Below are 20488 nucleotides of genomic sequence, written 5' to 3' on the forward strand. Positions count from 1 at the left end.
TATGAGTTCAAAACAAAATATACCTTGGGAAGATAGACCGGATGGATGCACAGATGTTATGTGGCGTTATTCAAAAAATCCCATCATAGGCCGTTACGAGATTCCAACATCCAATAGCATTTTTAATAGTGCTGTGGTGCCGTTTAATGATGGATTCGCAGGCGTATTCAGATGTGATAACAAAGCCGTTCAGATGAATATTCATGCTGGGTTTAGTAAAGACGGCATCAATTGGGACATTGTACATGACCCCATTGTTATGAAAGCTGGGAATACTGAAATGATTCATTCTGATTACAAGTATGATCCGAGGGTTACTTTTATCGAAGATCGGTATTGGATTACTTGGTGTAATGGCTATTCAGGGCCAACCATTGGCATAGCCTATACTTTCGATTTTAAAGAATTTTTTCAGTGTGAGAATGCCTTTTTACCTTTCAACCGTAATGGGGTTCTTTTTCCTGAAAAGATTGATGGAAAGTATTGCATGTTGAGCCGTCCAAGTGATAATGGACATACAGCCTTTGGTGATATCTTCCTGAGTTATAGTCCTGATATGAAATTCTGGGGTGAGCATCGCTCTGTATTAAAGGTTACGCCATTTGAAGAAAGTGCCTGGCAATGTTTAAAAGTTGGTGCGGGTGGTGTGCCTATCAAGACAGAGCATGGCTGGTTATTGTTTTATCATGGTGTGATTCAAACTTGCAATGGTTACCGCTATTCAATGGGATCGGCCTTACTTGATTTAGAGCAACCAGATAAAGTGTTGTACCGTACTCAGCCTTATTTAATAGCTCCTAACGAGACTTATGAGACGAATGGTGATGTACCAAATGTGATCTTCCCTTGTGCATCTCTACACGATGATGAAGGCAAGGTGGTTGTGTATTATGGTGCTGCCGATACAGTGGTAGGCGTTGTTTTTGGTTATATTGATGAAATTATAGAATTCACGAAAAGTAATTCTCTAACATAAGTGTAATGGAAAATAAATCTCGGATAGTGGCGTTTCTTTTAATATCGATTACCCTTGGTATGATGTTTTCCTGTCAAGTGGAATCTAAATCTGATATTGAGAATGAGGTTCTAACAAAGTATGTTGATTCTTTTATTGGAACAGATGGACCAGGTAATACATACCCGGGAGCTGTTGTGCCTTTCGGAATGGTTCAATTAAGTCCCGACAATGGGTTGCCAGGGTGGGACAGAATAGCTGGTTATTTTTGGCCAGATTCGACCATCGCTGGTTTTAGTCATAAACACTTAACAGGAACGGGAGCGGGAGATTTATACGATATTCTGATAATGCCTTATAACAGCAGGTTTACTGAGAATCTAATTGAGAGTGACACGGAATATAGACCGTACTCAATGTTCAGTCATTCTCAAGAGCTTGCCAAACCTGGTTATTACTCGGTTGATTTATTAAGTTCAGGCATTAAAGCAGAACTAACCGTAACGCCGCGTGTGGGTATGCACCGTTATACCTTTCCGGAAGATGAGGATTCAAAAATATTGGTTGATCTGGGTTATTCACTTAACTGGGACGATCCAACAGAAACCTATCTGGAACTGGTAGATGAAACAACCATCGTTGGATACCGATATTCAACCGGATGGGCACCCGATCAGCGGGAGCATTTTGTCATTAATACATCATTGCCAATTAAGAACATTGATTTTTATGAGAATACCCTTAAGGTAGAAAAGAAATCGGCTAAGGCTAAAAAAACAAAACTTGAAATCACTTTTAATACCAAAGCTGATGAGCAAGTATTACTAAAAGTAGCCTTATCATCTCATTCCATTGAAGCTGCTCAAAAAAACATGGAAGCAGAGTGTCCAGCTTGGGACTTTGATGCCATTGTTAAGCAAGCCGATGAAGCATGGAATAAACAATTGAGTTCCATAAGCATTGAAGCCAGTGAGTACCAAAAGAAACTATTTTATACCAACTTGTACCATTGTTTCTTAACACCATCCTTACATGCCGATGTGGATGGTTGGTACAAAGGAGCTGATGGTGAGATGCACCAAGCGGTAGGATACGATAAATACGATACCTTCTCACTTTGGGATACTTACCGAACAGCTCATCCCTTGTATACTATTTTAGTGCCCGATAAGGTAAGTGACATGGTGGCTTCTTTTATGAGTCATTATAAGGAAACGGGTTTACTACCTGTTTGGACAATGGCGGGCAACGAAACTGATATGATGATAGGTTACCACGCTGTGCCTGTTATTGTTGATGCTTATTTTAAAGGTATATCAATGGATGCAGAAATGGCCTATGATGCTTGCAAGCAAACCGCTATGAGTGATGCCTGGAGTTTGCCCGATTATAAAAAGTATGGTTACATTCCATCCGATGACGATAGCCACGGGCATTGGAGTGTATCTAAAACATTGGAATATGCCTACGATGATTGGTGTATCGCTGTTTTTGCGAAGGCACTGGGGCATGAAGAAGATTACCTCTTTTTTAAGGATAGGGCCGATAATTGGAAGAATCTACTCGATCCTGTTACCACATTCTTCAGACCGAAGGATAAAGCAGGTAAGTTCATAAAAGACTTTGTACCAAGAGACTATTCTGAGTTATTTTGCGAGAGTAACGCATGGCAATACATGTGGCATGTGCAGCACGATATTGAAGGTTTAATCGATGAAGTGAATAAAGATGTTTTTGTGGCCAAGCTCGATTCAATGTTCACATATAAAGGAGAGACTGATGATGTGTTACCAATATTTTCAACAGGTATGATTGGGCAATATGCCCACGGTAACGAACCTAGTCATCATGTGGCATACCTGTACAATCAGTTGGGACAGCCTCACAAGACGCAGGACTTGGTTCGTCAGATTCTGAATGAGCAATACACCGATAAGCCAGATGGCTATTGTGGTAACGAAGATTGTGGCCAGATGTCGGCCTGGTACATCATGTCCTCGCTTGGTATGTATCCGATTAATCCGGCCGATGGGATTTACGCACTTACTTCACCCTTGCATAAAGAAGCAACTATTCATTTGAGCAATGGCTTGGAGTTTAAGGTGAGCACTGATTTGAATGGTAAGGATAATGTTTACATTCAATCGGTAACATTCAATGATAAACCTTTGGATGAACTAACAATCACTCATCAGCAAGTTATGGAAGGTGGTAATTTGCATTTTGTACTAGGTGATACGTATTAGATTAAATACAATCTGTATATTTTAAGTTTAGGGGATCTATTTTAGGTTCCCTATTTTTATATTCTATAATTTCGTTTTTCAATAGATTTCTATTACCACTCAGCGTATCTTATTTTTTTTTTAAAACAATTATTTAATTCAAATTTTAATCTATATTTATCCCGATATTTTTTTGTGTTTAAACCATTTCAATCCTTAAATAAATGGGCTGATATTTTATTATTCCGAAGTTTGGGAACATATTTCTTGACCACTATTCTTATATGTCAAATAACTTCAATTACATGGAATAATAAATCTCGATTGATAAAAGTGGTTCCCTATTTTTTGTTCAAATTTTCATTGCGATTAAAGAATTGTATTTTTTCTTATTCGAAGTTTATTAATGGCTTTTAATAAAACTAGAATGTAATATTAGTTTTTTGAATTAAAAATGTCCAACTTGATAGATGCCGTACTTAAAATAAAACGACAATTCTTTAAAAATAAGTAGTTTAAACGAAACTAATATGTTGCTAATTATCGATAATCAAAGTGCGTTTATTAAGAAATTCAAGCGCCAATACTTAGCCGAACAAGATTTCGACTATGTATTTTTTGATCACAATCAGCCAATTACCCTATCGGCTAAAGCCAAGATAAAGGGAATAATTCTATCTGGTGGTAAAGGAAATCCTTATGAGCCTTTGAACCTTACTTCAAATTATGTAGCATTAATGAATTTTAATGTCCCTGTTTTAGGATTTTGTTTAGGGCACGAAATAATTGCAGTGGGTTATCGTGGAAGAATTAAAAAATTACCTGATTATCATGGTAAGAAAGAGCTAATTACTATAACTAAACCAGAAGATCCAATTTTCGAAGGTCTCGATAAAACAGAAGTATCATTGGTTAAGAGGCATTCTTTTCATGTTTCAGAATTGCCATCTGCTTTTGAGAGCATCGGAACTTCTGATACATGCTTACACGAAATAATAAAGCACAAAACCAAACCAATCTATGGGTTTCAGTCTCACCCTGAAGTATCGGGCGAAGATGGAATGATAATGGTCAAAAACTTTCTTAAACTTTGTAATATTATATAAAATGGACTGGAGATATTGGTTGGTGGTTTTGGCAATAATAGTTGGAGCACAAGTTATTTCTACCTTAATTAGAAAGCTGTTGAGCATATTTATTAAGCGTCAATCTAGGCGTGTGAATGTTGATCCAACCAATTTCTCATTTCTTAAAAACTCAATTTCTTTTGTCATATATACGGCTGCCTTAATTGCAATATTCTTTATAACCCCGTCGCTTAAATCGGTGAGTAAAGCATTATTTGCAAGTGCTGGTATTTTTGCAGCAATTGTTGGTTTTGCTTCACAAAAGGCTTTTAGCAATATAATTGGAGGCATTTTTATTCTTATTTTTAGGCCTTTTAGGGTAACCGATGTAATTGAAATTGGAACCATTAATAAAGGAATTGTTGAAGAAATAACACTTCGCCATACTATTATTCGTAATTATGAGAATCGTCGTATTATAATACCTAACTCAGTAATAAGCGACGAAACAATAGTTAATAGTAACTTAATTGACGAAAAAATTAAGAAGTTTGTTGAATTTGACATAAGCTATGAGTCAGATATGGATTTAGCCAAAAAGATTATTTATGAGGAGGCAATTAAACATCCATTAGTTCATGACAACCGTTCTGAAGAAGATATTAAAGAGAATAGACCTATGGTGATTACAAGAGTGATCCGCTTAGGCGAATATAGCGTAACCATACGGGCATATGTTTGGGCGAAATGCAACGACGACGCGTTTATTATTAACTGCGATATGAATGAATCAGTTAAAAAACGTTTTGACGAAGAGGGTATCATTATCCCATACCCGCACAGAACAATCGTGCATAAAAATAAGGAATTAGATAATCACCAGTAAAACAAATAAAGAAATGAAAGTAGCTTTAATATACAATAAAGACATTCATGGGGTAATCAATACCTTTGGAATGCAAAACAAAGAATTCTATAATGAAAATACAGTTAAAAAAGTTGCTCAAAGTCTTGAGAAAGCAGGACATAATGTTGCTGTATTGGATGGAAATAAACAGATTATAGAACGCTTAGAAAATTTCATGCCAAGTGTTAACGAAGGGGAACAGATGGGCATGGTTTTCAATATGGCCTATGGTATTCAGGGCGAAAGCCGTTATACGCATATTCCTAGCATGCTTGAAATGTTGGGCTTGCCTTATGTTGGTTCATCTCCATCAGGACATGCCTTAGCCCTTGATAAAATACTAACAAAAATTATTTGGAAGAACAATAATTTACCAACACCTGATTTTTGGGTTTTTAATACGCCTGAGGAAAATATGGAATCGGTTAAATTCCCTGTAATTGTAAAACCAAAAATGGAAAGTGTATCTTTTGGATTAAAGGTAGTTTACAATCAAGAAGATTTACGTGAAGCGGTACACTTTATTGTTACGGAGTTTTCACAACAAGCTTTAGTGGAACAATTTATTCGAGGAAGAGAGTTTTGTGTTGGTTTATTAGGTAATTCACCAGTAGAAACTTTTCCTGTATTAGAAATTGATTTAGATGGTGACCCGGATGCTATTCAAACCGTAGATGATAAAAAGCACAAACCTAAGAGAAAAGTTTGTCCAGCCAATATTTCAGCTGAACTTTCCGAAAAAATGCAAAAAATAAGTGTTGATGCCTTTAAAGCCTTAAACCTTCGTGATTTTGCCAGAGTAGATATCCGACTTGATGAGGAGGATAACATTTATCTGCTCGAAATAAATTCCATGGCAAGTATGGGCGAATCAGGCTCATACCCTGCAGCAGCAAAAGTGGCTGGTTATAACTATGAATCTTTGGTAAATAAAATGCTCGATGTGGCATCCGTAAGGTATTTCACAAATACGCTACCAAGTAATGCGGAGTCCGATAAAAAAGGAAAAGTATCGCAAACAGCTCGCATGCGTACTTTTATAAAAACAAGGCAACAGCAAACGGAAAAATTCTTAAAAATATTAGTAGATACCGATACGCATGTGCGAAATGTTGAAGGCGTTAATTATTGCAGTAACCTTTTAAGTACCGAGCTTAGCCAGTTAGGTTTTACCCAAGAAATATACCCTCAATTAGAGGTGGGTAATATCATGTATTTTTCAAATTCTTTTAATCCTGAGGTTGAGTATTTAATTGTTCAGCCCATTGACAATAGAGTAAAATTAGCCAAACATGAAAATTTTCATGAGCATGAACAATACCTGGAAGGAACAGGTATTTGGGAAAATAAAGGCGGAATTGCTATACTTCTTTCAGCTTTGCAAGCACTAAAGTTTACCCGTAATTTAAAAAAACTAAACATTGGCATCCTACTGGTAACCGACTCTACTATTGATGGACGTTACTCTAAAGCAATAATTCAACAAAAATCAGAAAAGGCCAATAAAGTCATTTCATTAAGTGGCTCATCAAAAAAAGGAGGATTAATACTTTCTCGTTCTGGTTCTGCCCTATTTCGCTTCGAAACAAAGCTTTTGAAAAAAGATAGTCCCGAAAATGTTTCGAGTACTGCCATGAATTTCAATAAAACTCTGGCAGCTATTACGGATATTTCAAGAAACGACAGAAATAACATTATTGCTCCATTTGATATTGAATTTAAAAGTAATATTTTCAAAATGTATGCCTATGGTTCAGCCGGTATTAGTGTTCGCCATAATTCACCTGATATTTTAGCCGGTATTGAATCGAAGATTCAGAAGATTTTGACACAACAAAAACGTAGTAAAATATACCAGGTTCAATTTGAAGGAGGTTTAAAGCGTCCGGCAATGACAGCGTCTGAGAATTCAAAAGAATTTTATAAAAGCGTACAAGCAATAGCTAAGAAAATTGATGTGCGAATAACAGAAGAACATCGTTGGAGTTCAGCTGACATCTGCCATATACAAAAGGAGATTGCAAAAATTGACGGCCTAGGTCCTGTTGGCGAATTTTTGCCTTCAGAAAATGAACGAATCATTAGGCATAGTATAATCGAACGAGCTTTATTATTATCGCTTATTCTTAAAGCTTAAGAGTAATGTCAATTGCAGGCTCTTTGGCCGACTTGTATGGCACTAATGTCTTCAAATCTGTCCAATGAGTCTGCAATACCGATTCTTCAAATTAACAACTAGGTCTTTGTAAAAGAATAATAGGCTGGAAGTATTCCTATGAGGTAAGCAGCATTCCGAAGTGGGATTTTATTAATTTTAGAGGCTTCCAGTATAGATGCCAGCAGGGCATAACAGCAACTTTCTACTTTTACTAATTAATATTGATTAGTATCCGACTAATGAATTATATGCAACTCCCCCGATAACTATCGTGATGGAGTTGTTTTACTTAGGTAATATGGATCATCTGTTCATCTCCTTTTAATTCTGCATAAGTTGTGGTTTTCGTTTTTTAATTGGTAGGGATTTGTTTAAAAAATATTAGTTTTATGCTAATGAAGATCAAATGACAAGATAAATATAGTTAATGCGCTTTATCTACGAAAAATCAATAAGCAGTTATGATAGGGCTGTTAGACAGTGAGATATAATGGGGCAAGTCCTTTTTCATACTTTGTTCAGACCTTTTTCAACCTATAAGTTTTTCTTTACTCAAGTGTTTAGCAATAGATTTGTTTGAAAATTGTTAAACTTAAAAAATGAATTATGAAAAAAAGAACATCTTATCTAATTATTGGAATCTTATTTATTTCATTAACGGCATTAGGGCAGACTAAAGAAGAGGCATTTTTTTCAGGTAAGGATTATAATGCCAAAGAAAAGATTTTTTTTTCACCTCAGGGTTCCAGAACCAAGGTGGACATGGAAAGAACGATTGAATTGGAACATGATTCAAAAACGGAAGAAGTTTTTATCGAAATCAAAGAAAAAGACCAACAATTGCTATTAGTGATTAGTAGCTCAGTTAGAGATGGTAAACTGACCATAGAACTATATGATCCAAATAATACAAAGCAAGGAAACTACACAATTGAGACCCAATTACAATCAAAGAAGAAGGAGCAAGTCAATGGCAATATTCGAAAAGCTATAAACGAACCTCAATCTGGTAATTGGAGAGTGAAAATAATACCGAAAGATGTAACAGGAGATGTTAAAATAGTTACAGTTATTAATGAATAAGATAAATATGACCATCCCTTTTCTTAATCGTTTTATTGTATTGTTACTGTTTTATCTCTTTCATAACCCTTGCCTAATTATGGGACAGGCAAATGGTAATTCTGTAATTTCTGGGAAATTGTCAATAGATGATTCATGGGATTCAAAAATTTATATTTCCTATATTCCAACATATGATGACATGTATTTAATGTCAAATGAAATGATAGTAGCTGAGACTTACATTGATAGTCTAGGTTATTTTGAATTTAAAATTGATTATTTGCCAAAAGGAGAAAACCTGTACCGATTACATCTTGCAAAAAAGGGCGATACACGAGCTACACTAATTATTGGCGGAAAAGATGAAAACCATTTGTTCTTTATTTTAAATCATCCTTCAAAAGTTGATTTTACAAGCTTATCCACATATCCGCCATTTAAAAAGATAATCTATAAAAACTCAGGAGTGAATAATGCTTTTCAGCAAATCAGTGATATGGTTTTTATTTCTGATAGCATTGCTAGTGGGAGTACTGCGACAAAAAGATTACTGATTGAAAAACAATTACAAAATGATTTATTGTCAATTGCAGATACTTCAAGTAATTTTTTAGTTGGACTGTATGCCATCTATAAAAGCAAGTTTGAATCCAATTACCAATCAAATGCAGATTTCTATGATTCATATGTAAATAAATGGCAGAATGAGGATAATACTTACTTAAGTTCATTTGTAAGAAAGTTTCCTAAGCGTAGTAACAGCATTTTTATTTTTCTAATTGTTGTTTTCACCATAACCATAGCGGTGATAGGTTTATTTCTTGGAAGACTTTGGCTAGATCCAAATAGAAATATCAAGAAATTGAGTATTCAGGAAAGAAAAGTATTTGAATTACTTAAGCAAGGAGATACAAATCAAGAAATTGCTAATGGTCTAAATATTGGCTTGAGTACAGTAAAGTCTCATGTAAGCAGTATTTACTCGAAGTTAAATATCAAGTCAAGAAAAGAGATTACGAGCATAAAATAATAATGTGTGGTAACATGCGCTTTAGCTCACTGTATAAGTGCGCTAAGGCTTATAATTCCTTATTTCTTTCGAAAGCTCTAATTCTTCGCTGACAAATATCATAAGTATGTAAGCGTATAAAACATAGCTACATTCTTATAAAGCTCTTATATTTGAGACGCATCAGAAAACAAAATAAAACCACTAAAAATCTACAAGATGTCACAAAGAATGATAGATCAATTTATGGAAATGGTTCAAATAGATAGTGAATCGGGCAACGAGGCCAATTTCATAAACTATTTAGAAAAAGAATTCCAGAAACTGGGAGCCACAACTCAACAGGATAGTTATGGCAATTTGGTAGCTAAATTACCGGCTATTGGATGTGAAGGTAAAGATCCGATTTTACTTTCGTGTCATGCCGATACGGTTAAGCCTGGAGTAGGCATAGAGCCTATTATTGTGGATGGTGTTATTCGTTCAAAAGGCGATACCATACTAGGAGCCGATGATAAAGCTGGTATTGCTGAAATGCTTGAAGCTTTAAGAATTGCTGAAGTTCGTCCGCCTGTTGAAGTTGCCATTTGCCGTGAAGAAGAAATAGGTTTATTTGGGGTTAAGAATCTTGATTATAGCTTACTCACCGCTAAGAAAGGTTTCTTATTAGATAACGATACTTTAGATACTATCATCATAGGTGGACCATCATACTTTACCTTTGATGTTACTGTTAAAGGTAAAGCTGCTCACGCAGGTATGGAGCCTGAGAAAGGAATCAACGCCATCCTTGCTGCTTCAAAAGCAATTACTGCTTTAAGACTAGGTCGTCTTGACGAAGAAACCACAGCCAATGTGGGCATTATTGAAGGAGGAATCGTTAGAAACGGGGTGCCTGACCATGTGGTGTTTAAAGCAGAATGCCGAAGCCTGACTCACGATAAAGCGGCTAAGTTGGCTGAGGAAATGAAAGCAATCATTATTCGTGAAGTAGAATCAGTTGGCGCTAGTGTTGAAATAGATGAGAATAACTTGTGTAAGGCTGTAAATATTCCGGAGGATGCCTTTACGGTTTCTCAATCGAAAAAAGCCTTAAAAACGGTTGGCATAGATGCTAAAGCTACTTTTATGACTGGTTTTACCGATGCTTCGATCTACAATAATATGGGTATTGAAATGGCCGTTGTTGGCATTGGTGCGCGTAACGAACATTCAACAGATGAGCATATTTATATCACTGATATGGAGAAAGCTTTAGCCATGGTGGTTGAGTTATTACGTTTATCTTCGTTATAAATAATACGATCAAATATTATTACAATGGGGGCTATGTTCGAATTTGGGCATAGCCTTCTTTGCTACTGTTTTAGATAAAATCGTTGAATGTTAAGCTCAGGATTTAATGGGGCGTGGTTTAGTAAATAGTCGCAAAATTGCTTTCCTAGCAGTGGTACCAGCATATAACCCTTTGCTCCCAAACCATTAAAGATATACAATTTTTTTTCGCTTTTATGTTGACCCATTATTGGCCTTCGGTCTTTAACGGTGGGGCGCACACCAGCTTCCTGAGTTATAATTTTGGGTTCAATATCGGTAATGTACTTTAAGTTTCTTAAGAGTTCCTCTCTGGCCTCATCTGTAGTGTTGGTGCTAATGTTGTGCCATTCGTAAGTCGCACCAATTCTAAATTGTTGCTTGCCTAAAGGCAGGATAAAGCATTTGCGATTCAATGATTCGTGTTCAGGTATTCCTTCCATCTCAACTTTTAAAGTTTGTCCTTTTGTGGGATCCACAGGTAGTTCCTTAAAAAACGGATTATTGCGTACTTCAAATCCCTCGCAGAAAATAATCTTAGAATAAGTTATGCCTTTATAATTATCGGCTTCAATTTTTGTATAGTCAAAATCTTGGCGAAGAAAATTGGCATTACTTTTTAACCAAGCTTCCATCTTTTTAAAAAATGTGGCGACATCAACACAGTAAGCCGATTTTACTCTTGCCGATCCGTAAGGATTTTTGGCTAGATTATATGTTTCATCATCTTTGTTGATGGAATGCATGTAGGGTTTAAATTCATTTTGTTCTTGCTTCTTAAGCCAGTACCCACGTTCCTGCTCCGACGAAAATAAGCGTCTGATATTTAACGGGATCAGTAATTTGCTTGATGTTTCTTCTTCTAACTGTGTGTAAAACGGTATTAGGTATTCCATAACATCGTCTACCATCCAACTCTTTGTCATTCGCCTAAAAACCAACGGAGTTATTAAACCTGCAGCAATTTTCGAACTCCAATTCTTACCCTTATCTATTATGGTAACGGGCACATGGCGTTTGCTTAGTTGGTAAGCCAAACAAATACCTGCTAAACCGGCACCTACAATTATAATCCGCTCTTTTTCCTTCATTTAATAGCTATAATAATATGCATACAAGGTAAAACACATAAATGTCGTTATTACCCATGCTTTATAACTATGAGAAATGTATTTGGTTTAAATTAAATTTAAAAGGTATGGCAAAGGTGCCAGAAAAAGTACCAGCTAAAATAACCAGTAACATTCCGCCAATTATATTTATTTCCATAGTTTAGTTGTTTAAGAGTTGATTCACCTGTTGATGAAGATCCTTTTTTTCATCCTCATTGAGATAATGAAACTCATAATCGCCATCCGGCAAGGGAAGGTGAGTATTGGCATCTTCAATAATTAATACTTTAGAACCCTTATACATGGCAATGTTGTGCCATACGTCTTTACGAATATTGTAAGTGATGCCTGGTTTCATTAACTGAAGATCATATTTAATATCGTCTTGGTCTAGTTTAGCTGCAATCAAAACGGCTTTCCCTTCAACCAAAAAAAAGGCTTCATCTGTTTTGTGATGAATGTCCAATCGTTCAATGGCTTCTAACTCTTCCTCGGGCGCATGATTTAACTGTGCAACTTGCCAGGTAGGCGTTATTAAATATGGATTATAGCCTTCTTTAGTATGTTCGTATTTGTCGATTATCATAGTTAGTTCAGTTTAGCTTTCGAGTATGCGGTCAACAACTAATTGACGGAATTCAGGAGTTAGCATTGAAAAATAGGCCGTGAATCCTGTTATTCGGACAACCAATTCCGGGTATTTAGTTGGGTCTTTATGGGCATCCAATACTTTTTCTTTATCCATGATGTTCACATTGATGAGTGTACCACCCATTTTAAAATGTGCTTTAATAATGGATCCGATTAAATCAGCATGTTCCTGCTTGGCCATACTAGGATCCACTTCCCACTGCATAGGTGCGGTATTGCCATAACCTGGTTGCACACGTGCTATGGCAGATGCCATTGCCAAAGAAGCAGCATCGGCTGTAAATCCTGGATTTGGATTGGCACCGTGCGAAATAGGTTCGTGCTTTTTCCGTCCATTAGGTGTTGCACCCAATGCTTTACCAAAACCAACCGTATTGGCCCATGAAAAAAGTCCGGGAATAAAAAGGTGCTGTTTCTTTGCATCGCATTCCAGTCTAACAAAATCGGAGAAAATTAATTGTGTTTTATGAGCCCATTTGTCAGCTAAAGAGTTTCCCTGGCCGTAGCGATCACTATTTTTCATTAACAAACGAATGCGCTCACCTTCCGCCTCTTCAAAATTAGATTGTATGTGGTAATTAATTTCATCCCATGATATCTTATTTTCTTTTTCAATGCGTTGCTCCAAGGCAGCTAATGAATCTGCCACAACAGCTAATCCAGCGCCATCAATGGCTAGATTGTAATACTTGGCACCGCCATCGGCAACATCTAGTCCTTTTTCAATTGGGCCATGACTCAAAAGGTTAAGTATGAGCTCAGGTTCATTGTATTTTTGGTATTTAAGGTGGTGGCGTATTCCATTGGCAGCAGTTTCAACCGCAAGTTTAAGGTGTGATTCAAACCGATTCCACAAATCACTTGTGCTATTTGCGAGTGATTTATTATCCATCATCTCCTTGTAAGCTACTTCAAACACCTTAGCCATGTTTACTTTTACCAAATCATTCATGGTGTATTCCATGCCTGGTAACGACATCCAGTTACAACCGACGGCAATACGTTGACGTGCTGTTGAGGCATCAAAACCATTTTTCATAAAGCCATCAACCAAGGATTTATCACCTGAAAAGCGAGGCCAGGCATTTTTATTCTTAATCAAATAATGCAAGGAGCGATTAAACAATTGTTCCTCCATGCCATCGTGAACACGCACCGTAATATTAAGTGCTGTATTTATTTTATCACCTGCTTCGAGGATTAAATAGGATATGTCAGATGTTTGATCATTACCATCTTTATCGGGGCCACCCAATTGCCAGTAAATAGGATCGTTTATCAGAAAGCAGGCCAAATAATAAACGGTTTTGTCTTGATCTATTCGTCCCTCGGCCAAATCTTTTTCATAAAATGGCTGAAGCAAGGTGTCAATTTGTCCACCAGCTCCGTCACGATTGTAGGTACGTGAGGCTAAATGATACCAAATAATCCATTGACATGCTTCGCGTAATGTTTGTGGGGGGGCGGATAGAATGTTCTCATTGACCTGAAGCATCTCATTGAGATTCTCAAGCAAAAGGGGATCTTGTTCAAGAGTAATCAGTTGGTGTATGGCCTTAATGTGATTTCTTATCCAAACCTGAATGCTCTTTATGGCACGTTCATGTGCCTTGTAGAATTTTTGTTGTTCGGGTGATGTATTTATTTTCCGGTAAGTTTCTATTTTATCAAGTAGACCTTGCCAGCCAAGCTTAACGCCCATTTGGTAATCGGGAGCAAAGTGTGCATCATCGCCAATGCCTGAAATAATATCATATTTATCAATGTTCTCTTGCAGATGATCATATGGATAATCGGGGTTCCATTTGTTTGAACGCATTCGCGACATGAAATAACTCCAGCGGCCTGCAAAGGCATCATTGGGATCGATATAAACCTCATGATTCTCCATTAGATTACAGAAGTTATTTGTCCACCCATCTAAACCGTAAAACGATCCATCGGCATGATTATGGATACTCTTCCATCCGTTTTCAGGAGGAACAACACGACCATAATCATCTTCGTCTAGTAAGCCTTCTATTTTAATTTTTGTTTTGGTCTGAGCTAGTTTTTTCCTTTTCAGAACATCAATCCTTTTTTGAAATCTAAAGTTATCAAGTGCTTTCATGTGTCTATATTTTATTTTTCAATGGCCACATGGTACGATAGCTATCGTACCTCGCCACAATAGTCATTCCCCTGTGTGAGAAAACTTTTCTCATGGCTCGTTTCATATGATTGTTTTTTTAGTCGATTGCTTTTTCAATGTTATATTTCTTAAGAATGCTATCGTATTTTATTAGGTCATTATTTGTGAGACCTTTTTCATTCTGAAATGGATTATCAATTCCCAAGTTTTTGTATTTGTTTGCTCCTAAAGGATGAAATGGTAATAGTTCAAATTTTTCAATGTTCTTAAGTTCAGACACAAATGCTGCAATTTGCTCAATTTCTAGTATTGAGTCATTGACATTAGGAATAACAGGTGTTCGTAGCCAATAAGGCTTTCCGGTTTTGTCTAGCAGCTTAATATTCTCAAGTATTAAATCGTTGTTTACGCTGGTCCACTTTATATGATCAGATTTAGTAATCATTTTAAGATCGGCCATTACCAGGTCAACATGTTGAAGAACTTCCTTATAATGCGACCATTGACAATGCAGGTTAGTTTCAATAGCCGTATGAATATATTGTTGCTTACAGAGCTTAAATACTTCCTCTGTAAATTTTGCCTGAAGCATAGGTTCGCCACCGGAAATGGTGACACCTCCTCCTGATTCTTTGAAATAGGGCAGGTCCTGCTTAATTTCATCAACCAGCAACTGCGGACTTATTGTTCTTCCAATTTTGTGAAGTGCGTTGGGAAAACAATGATTAATACATTCAAAGCAGGCTGTGCACTGTTTTTTATTGAATTGTACTATTCCTGCATCGTTTGATAGTGCCTTACTATCACAAACGGGTAGGCAGGCTTTGCAATTGATACACTTATCTGCAATCCATTCAAGTTCTTCTTTCTGAGAAAAGGTTTCAGGATTGTGGCACCATCTACATCGCATATTGCATCCCTTGAGAAAGATAGTAGTTCGGATGCCTGGTCCGTCATGAATTGACATGCGTTGTATGTTGGTAATTATTCCCTGCATTCACTTGTAAATTGGTTCCTTACAAAGCTACCTGCTATGGAGTGAATAGGAAAAAATTACTATTGGGCAGAATATATAAAAAGTTGCCCTGAGGCGATGTCTCTACGGAGTTGGCTAAGATTAAAGCAATTCTGCTTAAAAAACTTTGTGATTCTTTTTTCGATATTCGGCGGGTGTAAGTCCAGTGTACTTTTTATAGGTACGATAAAAATAGGAAATGGAATCGAAGCCGCAACTGTAGCAAATTGATTTAATGGATGAGTTAGTCATGATTAACTGCTGACTGGCATGTTGAAGACGTGCTTTTATTATGGTTTCCGTGAGTGTCTGTTTAAGGTGTTTTTTTAAAACACGATTTACGTGATCAACGGAACGTTGTGTGAGGTTCACAAAAGCGGGTGTTCCTTCTTTAAGTAACTCAGGCGTCACAAAATTCTCCAATGCATAAGCGAGCCAATGGGGTAGATGTTCTTGATTGCTTTCAATTTTGCTAATTAATTTAAAAATGTGAATCATGATTGAATCCAGATTCAAATAATTGCGTGATTGACTTAGAAGTCGATCAGTAATAGCCGAAAGCTCATTGAGTTGATCGGTGTCGAGAAGCACTGTAAAAGGCAATTGATCAGTACTCCAAAAGTAGGATTTACTATTTGGAAAATAGCGATTTCTGAAGCAGCTTAGACTTTCTTTGTAAAATGCAATGTTGGTAATTACCAGATTATCCTTTGATTTTGAAAGTTTAAAAGTGTGATTGTCTTCTGGGCGAACCAAGCATAAAGTACCTTTTTCAATGGGGATTTCATTTCCATTAATAACATGAATGCCACGACCTGATTTTATCCAAAATACTTCGGCAAAGCCATGCTTATGCATGCGTAAATCATTCTGCGAACTTATCGTAGTACGCGCCACATGAAAAGCTTCTTTTTCATTATCGAGAAAGGCATTAAGTTTAAAATGTGTATCCGCCATTTTTTATTGTTTTCAAAACAAAGGAATGGCAAGTTAAGATTTATTGCATAATTATTAATATTAGTTTAGAATAGATTCTTGTTAAATATAATGTTTGTTGATTAGTCAATAAGATTTTGATGCTTTTGGTGTATATTTATGAGGGTTTTAAGGTATTAATGAATAACAGGTAGGTAATTTAGATTTAAAATACGTTTGGGAGTGGATCAGATTCAAAACAAACTTATTTCTGTAATTAAAAATAAGGCGTTGACTTTGCGCATTTTGTCGATATTTCATCATTTAAATATGAGCAAAGCAAAGGCTATTCAACTGCAGTTTTATTGGGCATTGTTTTGTCTAAAGAATATCTAAAGAGGGTTGCTGCAAGTTCCGATTATGTTGAGCAAATGAAATTCAAAAAATTGAATTTGCGACAAATAATGTGTATTTTCGTTGCAAAACATGCATCGAATGAAAGCTTTTATACATCAATTAGATAATTGGCCAGAGTTTAGCTGGAGCAATGATGACATTTTGAACTTGTTGAGTGAAGCCAGAAACTTACAAGGTAGGCTTATCGGAAAAATGCAGACCTTAGGCTTTGACTTAAGAAATGAAGCTTTGCTAGATACACTGACGCTTGATGTATTAAAGTCATCAGAAATTGAAGGGGAGTTCTTAAACCCCGATCAGGTACGTTCTTCGATTGCTCGTCGATTGGGGATGGTAATAGCTGGCTCGGTGGAATCTGATAGAAATGTTGAAGGTGTCGTTGAGATGATGCTGGATGCTACCCAAAACTGCTTTAAACCATTGACAGCGGAGCGATTATTTGACTGGCATGCTGCCCTTTTTCCAACAGGAAGAAGTGGTATGTATAAAATCACTGTTGCTGATTGGCGAAAAGATACAACTGGCCCTATGCAAGTTGTTTCCGGTGCAATGGGTAAAGAGAAAGTTCATTTTCAGGCTCCTGACTCGGAAATAATAGAAAGTGAGATGTCTCACTTTTTAGATTGGTTTAATGGTAATACAACAATAGATTTGGTCATTAAAGCTGCTATAGCCCATCTCTGGTTTGTAACTATTCATCCTTTTGATGATGGAAATGGAAGAATTACCCGGGCATTAACAGATATGTTGCTTGCTCAATCGGATAAGAGTAATCAACGCTTTTATAGTATGTCAGCGCAAATTAGGAATGAACGGAAACAGTACTATGCAATGTTGGAAAAAACACAAAAAGGCAGTTTGGATATTACAGATTGGATTGTTTGGTTTTTAACTTGTTTAATTAACTCTCTTCAATCAACCGACTCCGTTTTAACGAAAGTTCTATTTAAAGCTGAGTTTTGGCAGAAGCATTCGGATACCATTCTGAATGAACGACAGAGAAAATTACTTAATATGGTAATTGATGGATTTGACGGAAAACTAAGCTCATCTAAATGGGCCAAAATTGCCAAATGTTCAAAAGATTCTGCGGTTAGGGATATTAACGACCTGATAAGCAAAGGCATTTTTCAGAAAAAAGCTTCGGGAGGAAGAAGTACGAATTATGAACTGATAGGTTTAGCAGTTGATAATCCTAAGTTATAAGCCCTTTGATAAATAGTGTTTCAAATATAATCCCAGCCTTAAAGGCTTAAACCACTTTTTTTCAGACTGTCAAATAAGTCAAGGTTGAGGATGATATTTGTTGATTCCAAAGCTCTACCTTATCAAGAAATATCATTTTCACTCGATCCCGCATATTAGTGACCACTTATGGAGGAACGGAATTAGTGGCACTTTATCGGGAGACCTTTACTATTTGTCAGGCTGGGAGAGCTTCGTTTAAGGATTTGAAGGCGTACCTCGACTTTCTCGGTAACCTTACTTCGACTTCGTTCAGCAACCGTGAATGTGAGATTTGTGATGTTCGATGTGAAGAGCTGGTGTGAAGTAAGGTTGAGATTGAAGCGTGTTATGTTATTTTTGTTTTTAATAGTGTAGTTTAATGCACTTTTATAATATAAGACAGTGTTATAAAGTCAGAATATTACTTAAAGTGCATTTTAATGCTCTTTTCTTGGGAGGAATTGAATTATTCTTTACATTTGAGGAAAATAGAGCATTATGTTGCACTTTTTAGAGTTAATAAAAACCATTAAAGTTCGCAGAGAAATGTTACAGGTCAACCAAGAAATGCTAGCAGAACTTTCTGGAGTAAGTCTTAGAACCTTGAAACAGTTTGAAAGTGGGAAGGGTAATCCGACCTTACAAACGATTAGTAAATTAGCTGATGCACTAGGTCTAGAACTCACATTGCAAGTAAAACAATTAAGACCTGGTAAATGAGACAAGCTAAGGTTCTTTATAAGAATGAGGAGGCAGGTTTGATTACCCAATTAGATAATGGAACATTTGTGTTTCGATACCATGATACATGGTTTAATGCCTCAGACAAACCATCTATTAGTCTAACGCTGCCAAAAAATCAGCAAGAATACCAATCCGATTATTTGTTTCCGTTTTTCTATAATATGTTGCCGGAAGGAACCAATAGACAAGTAGTTTGCCACGCCATGCGTATTGATAAAGAAGATCATTTTGGCTTATTGCTAACTATTGCTAACTATGACACAATTGGAGCTGTTAGAATTATTAAAATTGCTGATGCATGAGTTTACCTGATATCAAAAATTGTCCCGGCACATTAAAAGAAGGGAATAAAACCTATTCATCAACCGCTTTAAAACGAGTTTTTAAAGGGAAAAAGGTTAGTCATCTACTATCTTATGAGTCGCCTGCCACAAACGAAATGACTAATGAACTGTTTGAGGATAACCGAAAAAGGATGTCTATTTCTGGTGTCCAGGAAAAGTTCTCCGTTTTGCTGGACAAAAACAAATTACGCCTCATTAATGAAGGTGAACAAGGACAATACATACTTAAACCTAAACCTGATGCAGGTAAACATCCTGAAATGATGCCAGCCAACGAGCATTTAACGATGCAACTAGCCAGACAAGTTTTTAATATAGAAACAGCTGAGAACGCACTTGTTTTTTTTAATAATGGAGAACCAGCTTATATTACTAAGCGATTTGATGTCAGAGATGACAATACTAAATTGGCACAGGAAGATTTTGCTGCACTAGCGCAAAGAACACCACAAACGCATGGAACAAACTATAAATATCTTGGAAGCTATTTTGAATTATTTGAGATAATGAAAAAGTTCGTTCCAGCCTACAATATCGAAGCTCCTAAGCTCCTAAAGATAATATTATTTAACTACTTGTTTTCCAATGGTGATGCACACTTTAAAAACTTCTCACTCATACAAACTGAGTTTGGAGACTATAAATTGAGTCCAGCTTACGATTTACTAAATAGTCGCATCCATATTCATGATAATGATTTTGCTCTTGATGATGGTTTATTACCACCAGCACAAGCGAAAGGAAAAGTGAATGAACAGTTTTATAAGCTTGGGGAGATGTCTGGAATACAAACAAAGCTGATTGATGCTATTTTTACTCAGCTAACTTCCCAAAAGGATGAAGTCCTTCGTTTAATTAGCCACTCTTATTTGTCTGATAAATTGCAACGAAACTATGAACAGGCGTATTTAACCCGATTAAAAAAGTTAAGCAGGAAATAACTGTAAGATTGAAATAGACTTCTAAAATTTCAAGTGCAGCATGTTCATAATCAAGATAATTGATTTGAGATGTTTGGGTGTCAGAGGATAGGTTCAAGCGCCTGCGGCAAGCGCCCCGATTGGGATCGGGGGATGGAAGCGCAAGAAGTCCTTCGGCAAGCTCAGGAACCGTCTCGAAGAGCGGTGGATGAGCTAACGTAGGCGGATTGCGGTGGAATGGCGGGTCGAGCCGACTGCGAGTGGAGCAAGGGTGGCAGATATGGAGGAGTGAGGAACGAACTACGGAGGATG

The 20488-nt window shown here is 36.7% G+C and carries 17 protein-coding genes; 12 read left to right on the top strand and 5 right to left on the bottom strand.

What is annotated here, in order from left to right:
* Position 1: 1 nt before the first annotated feature.
* From ACRD7B_RS18375 to ACRD7B_RS18410, 8 genes are all read left to right on the top strand, one after another.
* Positions 2 to 976, top strand: coding sequence for a glycoside hydrolase family 130 protein (locus ACRD7B_RS18375; protein WP_430826091.1), 975 nt, complete (start codon positions 2 to 4; stop codon positions 974 to 976).
* Positions 977 to 981: 5 nt separating this feature from the next.
* A complete protein-coding gene (locus tag ACRD7B_RS18380; RefSeq protein ID WP_430826092.1) occupies positions 982 to 3201 on the top strand; it encodes a GH92 family glycosyl hydrolase in 2220 nt (739 codons plus the stop codon).
* 509 nt (positions 3202 to 3710) lie between these two features.
* Complete coding sequence (locus ACRD7B_RS18385; protein WP_430826093.1) at positions 3711 to 4286, top strand: glutamine amidotransferase-related protein; 576 nt, start codon at positions 3711 to 3713, stop codon at positions 4284 to 4286.
* 1 nt (position 4287) lies between these two features.
* Positions 4288 to 5133: a mechanosensitive ion channel family protein gene (locus ACRD7B_RS18390; RefSeq protein WP_430826094.1), complete on the top strand. Its 846-nt coding sequence runs from the start codon at positions 4288 to 4290 to the stop codon at positions 5131 to 5133.
* Between the two features lie 13 nt (positions 5134 to 5146).
* Positions 5147 to 7291: an ATP-grasp domain-containing protein gene (locus tag ACRD7B_RS18395; protein ID WP_430826095.1), complete on the top strand. Its 2145-nt coding sequence runs from the start codon at positions 5147 to 5149 to the stop codon at positions 7289 to 7291.
* Positions 7292 to 7918: 627 nt separating this feature from the next.
* Positions 7919 to 8395, top strand: coding sequence for a hypothetical protein (locus tag ACRD7B_RS18400; RefSeq protein WP_430826096.1), 477 nt, complete (start codon positions 7919 to 7921; stop codon positions 8393 to 8395).
* A 79-nt stretch (positions 8396 to 8474) separates the two neighbouring features.
* A complete protein-coding gene (locus tag ACRD7B_RS18405) occupies positions 8475 to 9407 on the top strand; it encodes a response regulator transcription factor (protein WP_430826097.1) in 933 nt (310 codons plus the stop codon).
* A 198-nt stretch (positions 9408 to 9605) separates the two neighbouring features.
* Entirely contained in the window at positions 9606 to 10682 is a 1077-nt protein-coding gene (locus ACRD7B_RS18410; protein WP_430826098.1) for a M20/M25/M40 family metallo-hydrolase, read from the top strand.
* 62 nt (positions 10683 to 10744) lie between these two features.
* Here ACRD7B_RS18410 and ACRD7B_RS18415 read toward each other — a convergent pair whose 3' ends face one another.
* The 5 genes from ACRD7B_RS18415 to ACRD7B_RS18435 all read right to left on the bottom strand — a co-directional run bounded on the left by ACRD7B_RS18415 (position 10745) and on the right by ACRD7B_RS18435 (position 16566).
* Positions 10745 to 11791: an NAD(P)/FAD-dependent oxidoreductase gene (locus ACRD7B_RS18415; RefSeq protein ID WP_430826099.1), complete on the bottom strand. Its 1047-nt coding sequence runs from the start codon at positions 11789 to 11791 to the stop codon at positions 10745 to 10747.
* 181 nt (positions 11792 to 11972) lie between these two features.
* A complete protein-coding gene (locus ACRD7B_RS18420; RefSeq protein ID WP_430826100.1) occupies positions 11973 to 12398 on the bottom strand; it encodes a hypothetical protein in 426 nt (141 codons plus the stop codon).
* 12 nt (positions 12399 to 12410) lie between these two features.
* On the bottom strand, positions 12411 to 14573 hold the full coding sequence (locus ACRD7B_RS18425) for a pyruvate formate lyase family protein (RefSeq protein WP_430826101.1): 2163 nt from the start codon (positions 14571 to 14573) through the stop codon (positions 12411 to 12413).
* A 118-nt stretch (positions 14574 to 14691) separates the two neighbouring features.
* Positions 14692 to 15591 (bottom strand): glycyl-radical enzyme activating protein, encoded by a 900-nt coding sequence (locus ACRD7B_RS18430; protein WP_430826102.1) that lies wholly within the window; start codon positions 15589 to 15591, stop codon positions 14692 to 14694.
* A gap of 135 nt (positions 15592 to 15726) precedes the next feature.
* On the bottom strand, positions 15727 to 16566 hold the full coding sequence (locus ACRD7B_RS18435) for an AraC family transcriptional regulator (protein WP_430826103.1): 840 nt from the start codon (positions 16564 to 16566) through the stop codon (positions 15727 to 15729).
* Positions 16567 to 17019: 453 nt separating this feature from the next.
* Here ACRD7B_RS18435 and ACRD7B_RS18440 point away from each other — a divergent pair, with 453 nt between their 5' ends.
* The 4 genes from ACRD7B_RS18440 to ACRD7B_RS18455 all read left to right on the top strand — a co-directional run bounded on the left by ACRD7B_RS18440 (position 17020) and on the right by ACRD7B_RS18455 (position 20197).
* The gene (locus ACRD7B_RS18440) at positions 17020 to 18147 is read left to right on the top strand and encodes a Fic family protein (protein WP_430826104.1); all 1128 of its coding nucleotides are present in this window, start codon (positions 17020 to 17022) and stop codon (positions 18145 to 18147) included.
* Between the two features lie 519 nt (positions 18148 to 18666).
* Positions 18667 to 18888: a helix-turn-helix domain-containing protein gene (locus ACRD7B_RS18445; RefSeq protein ID WP_430826105.1), complete on the top strand. Its 222-nt coding sequence runs from the start codon at positions 18667 to 18669 to the stop codon at positions 18886 to 18888.
* Complete coding sequence (locus ACRD7B_RS18450) at positions 18885 to 19214, top strand: HipA N-terminal domain-containing protein (protein WP_430826106.1); 330 nt, start codon at positions 18885 to 18887, stop codon at positions 19212 to 19214. The genes ACRD7B_RS18445 and ACRD7B_RS18450 overlap by 4 nt, the downstream gene beginning before the upstream one ends.
* Complete coding sequence (locus ACRD7B_RS18455; RefSeq protein ID WP_430826107.1) at positions 19211 to 20197, top strand: type II toxin-antitoxin system HipA family toxin; 987 nt, start codon at positions 19211 to 19213, stop codon at positions 20195 to 20197. Before ACRD7B_RS18450 ends, ACRD7B_RS18455 begins: the two co-directional genes overlap by 4 nt.
* The last annotated feature ends 291 nt before the right edge of the window (positions 20198 to 20488 follow it).

The sequence above is a fragment of the Carboxylicivirga fragile genome (genome assembly GCF_050589805.1).
Lineage (GTDB): Bacteria > Bacteroidota > Bacteroidia > Bacteroidales > Marinilabiliaceae > Carboxylicivirga > Carboxylicivirga fragile.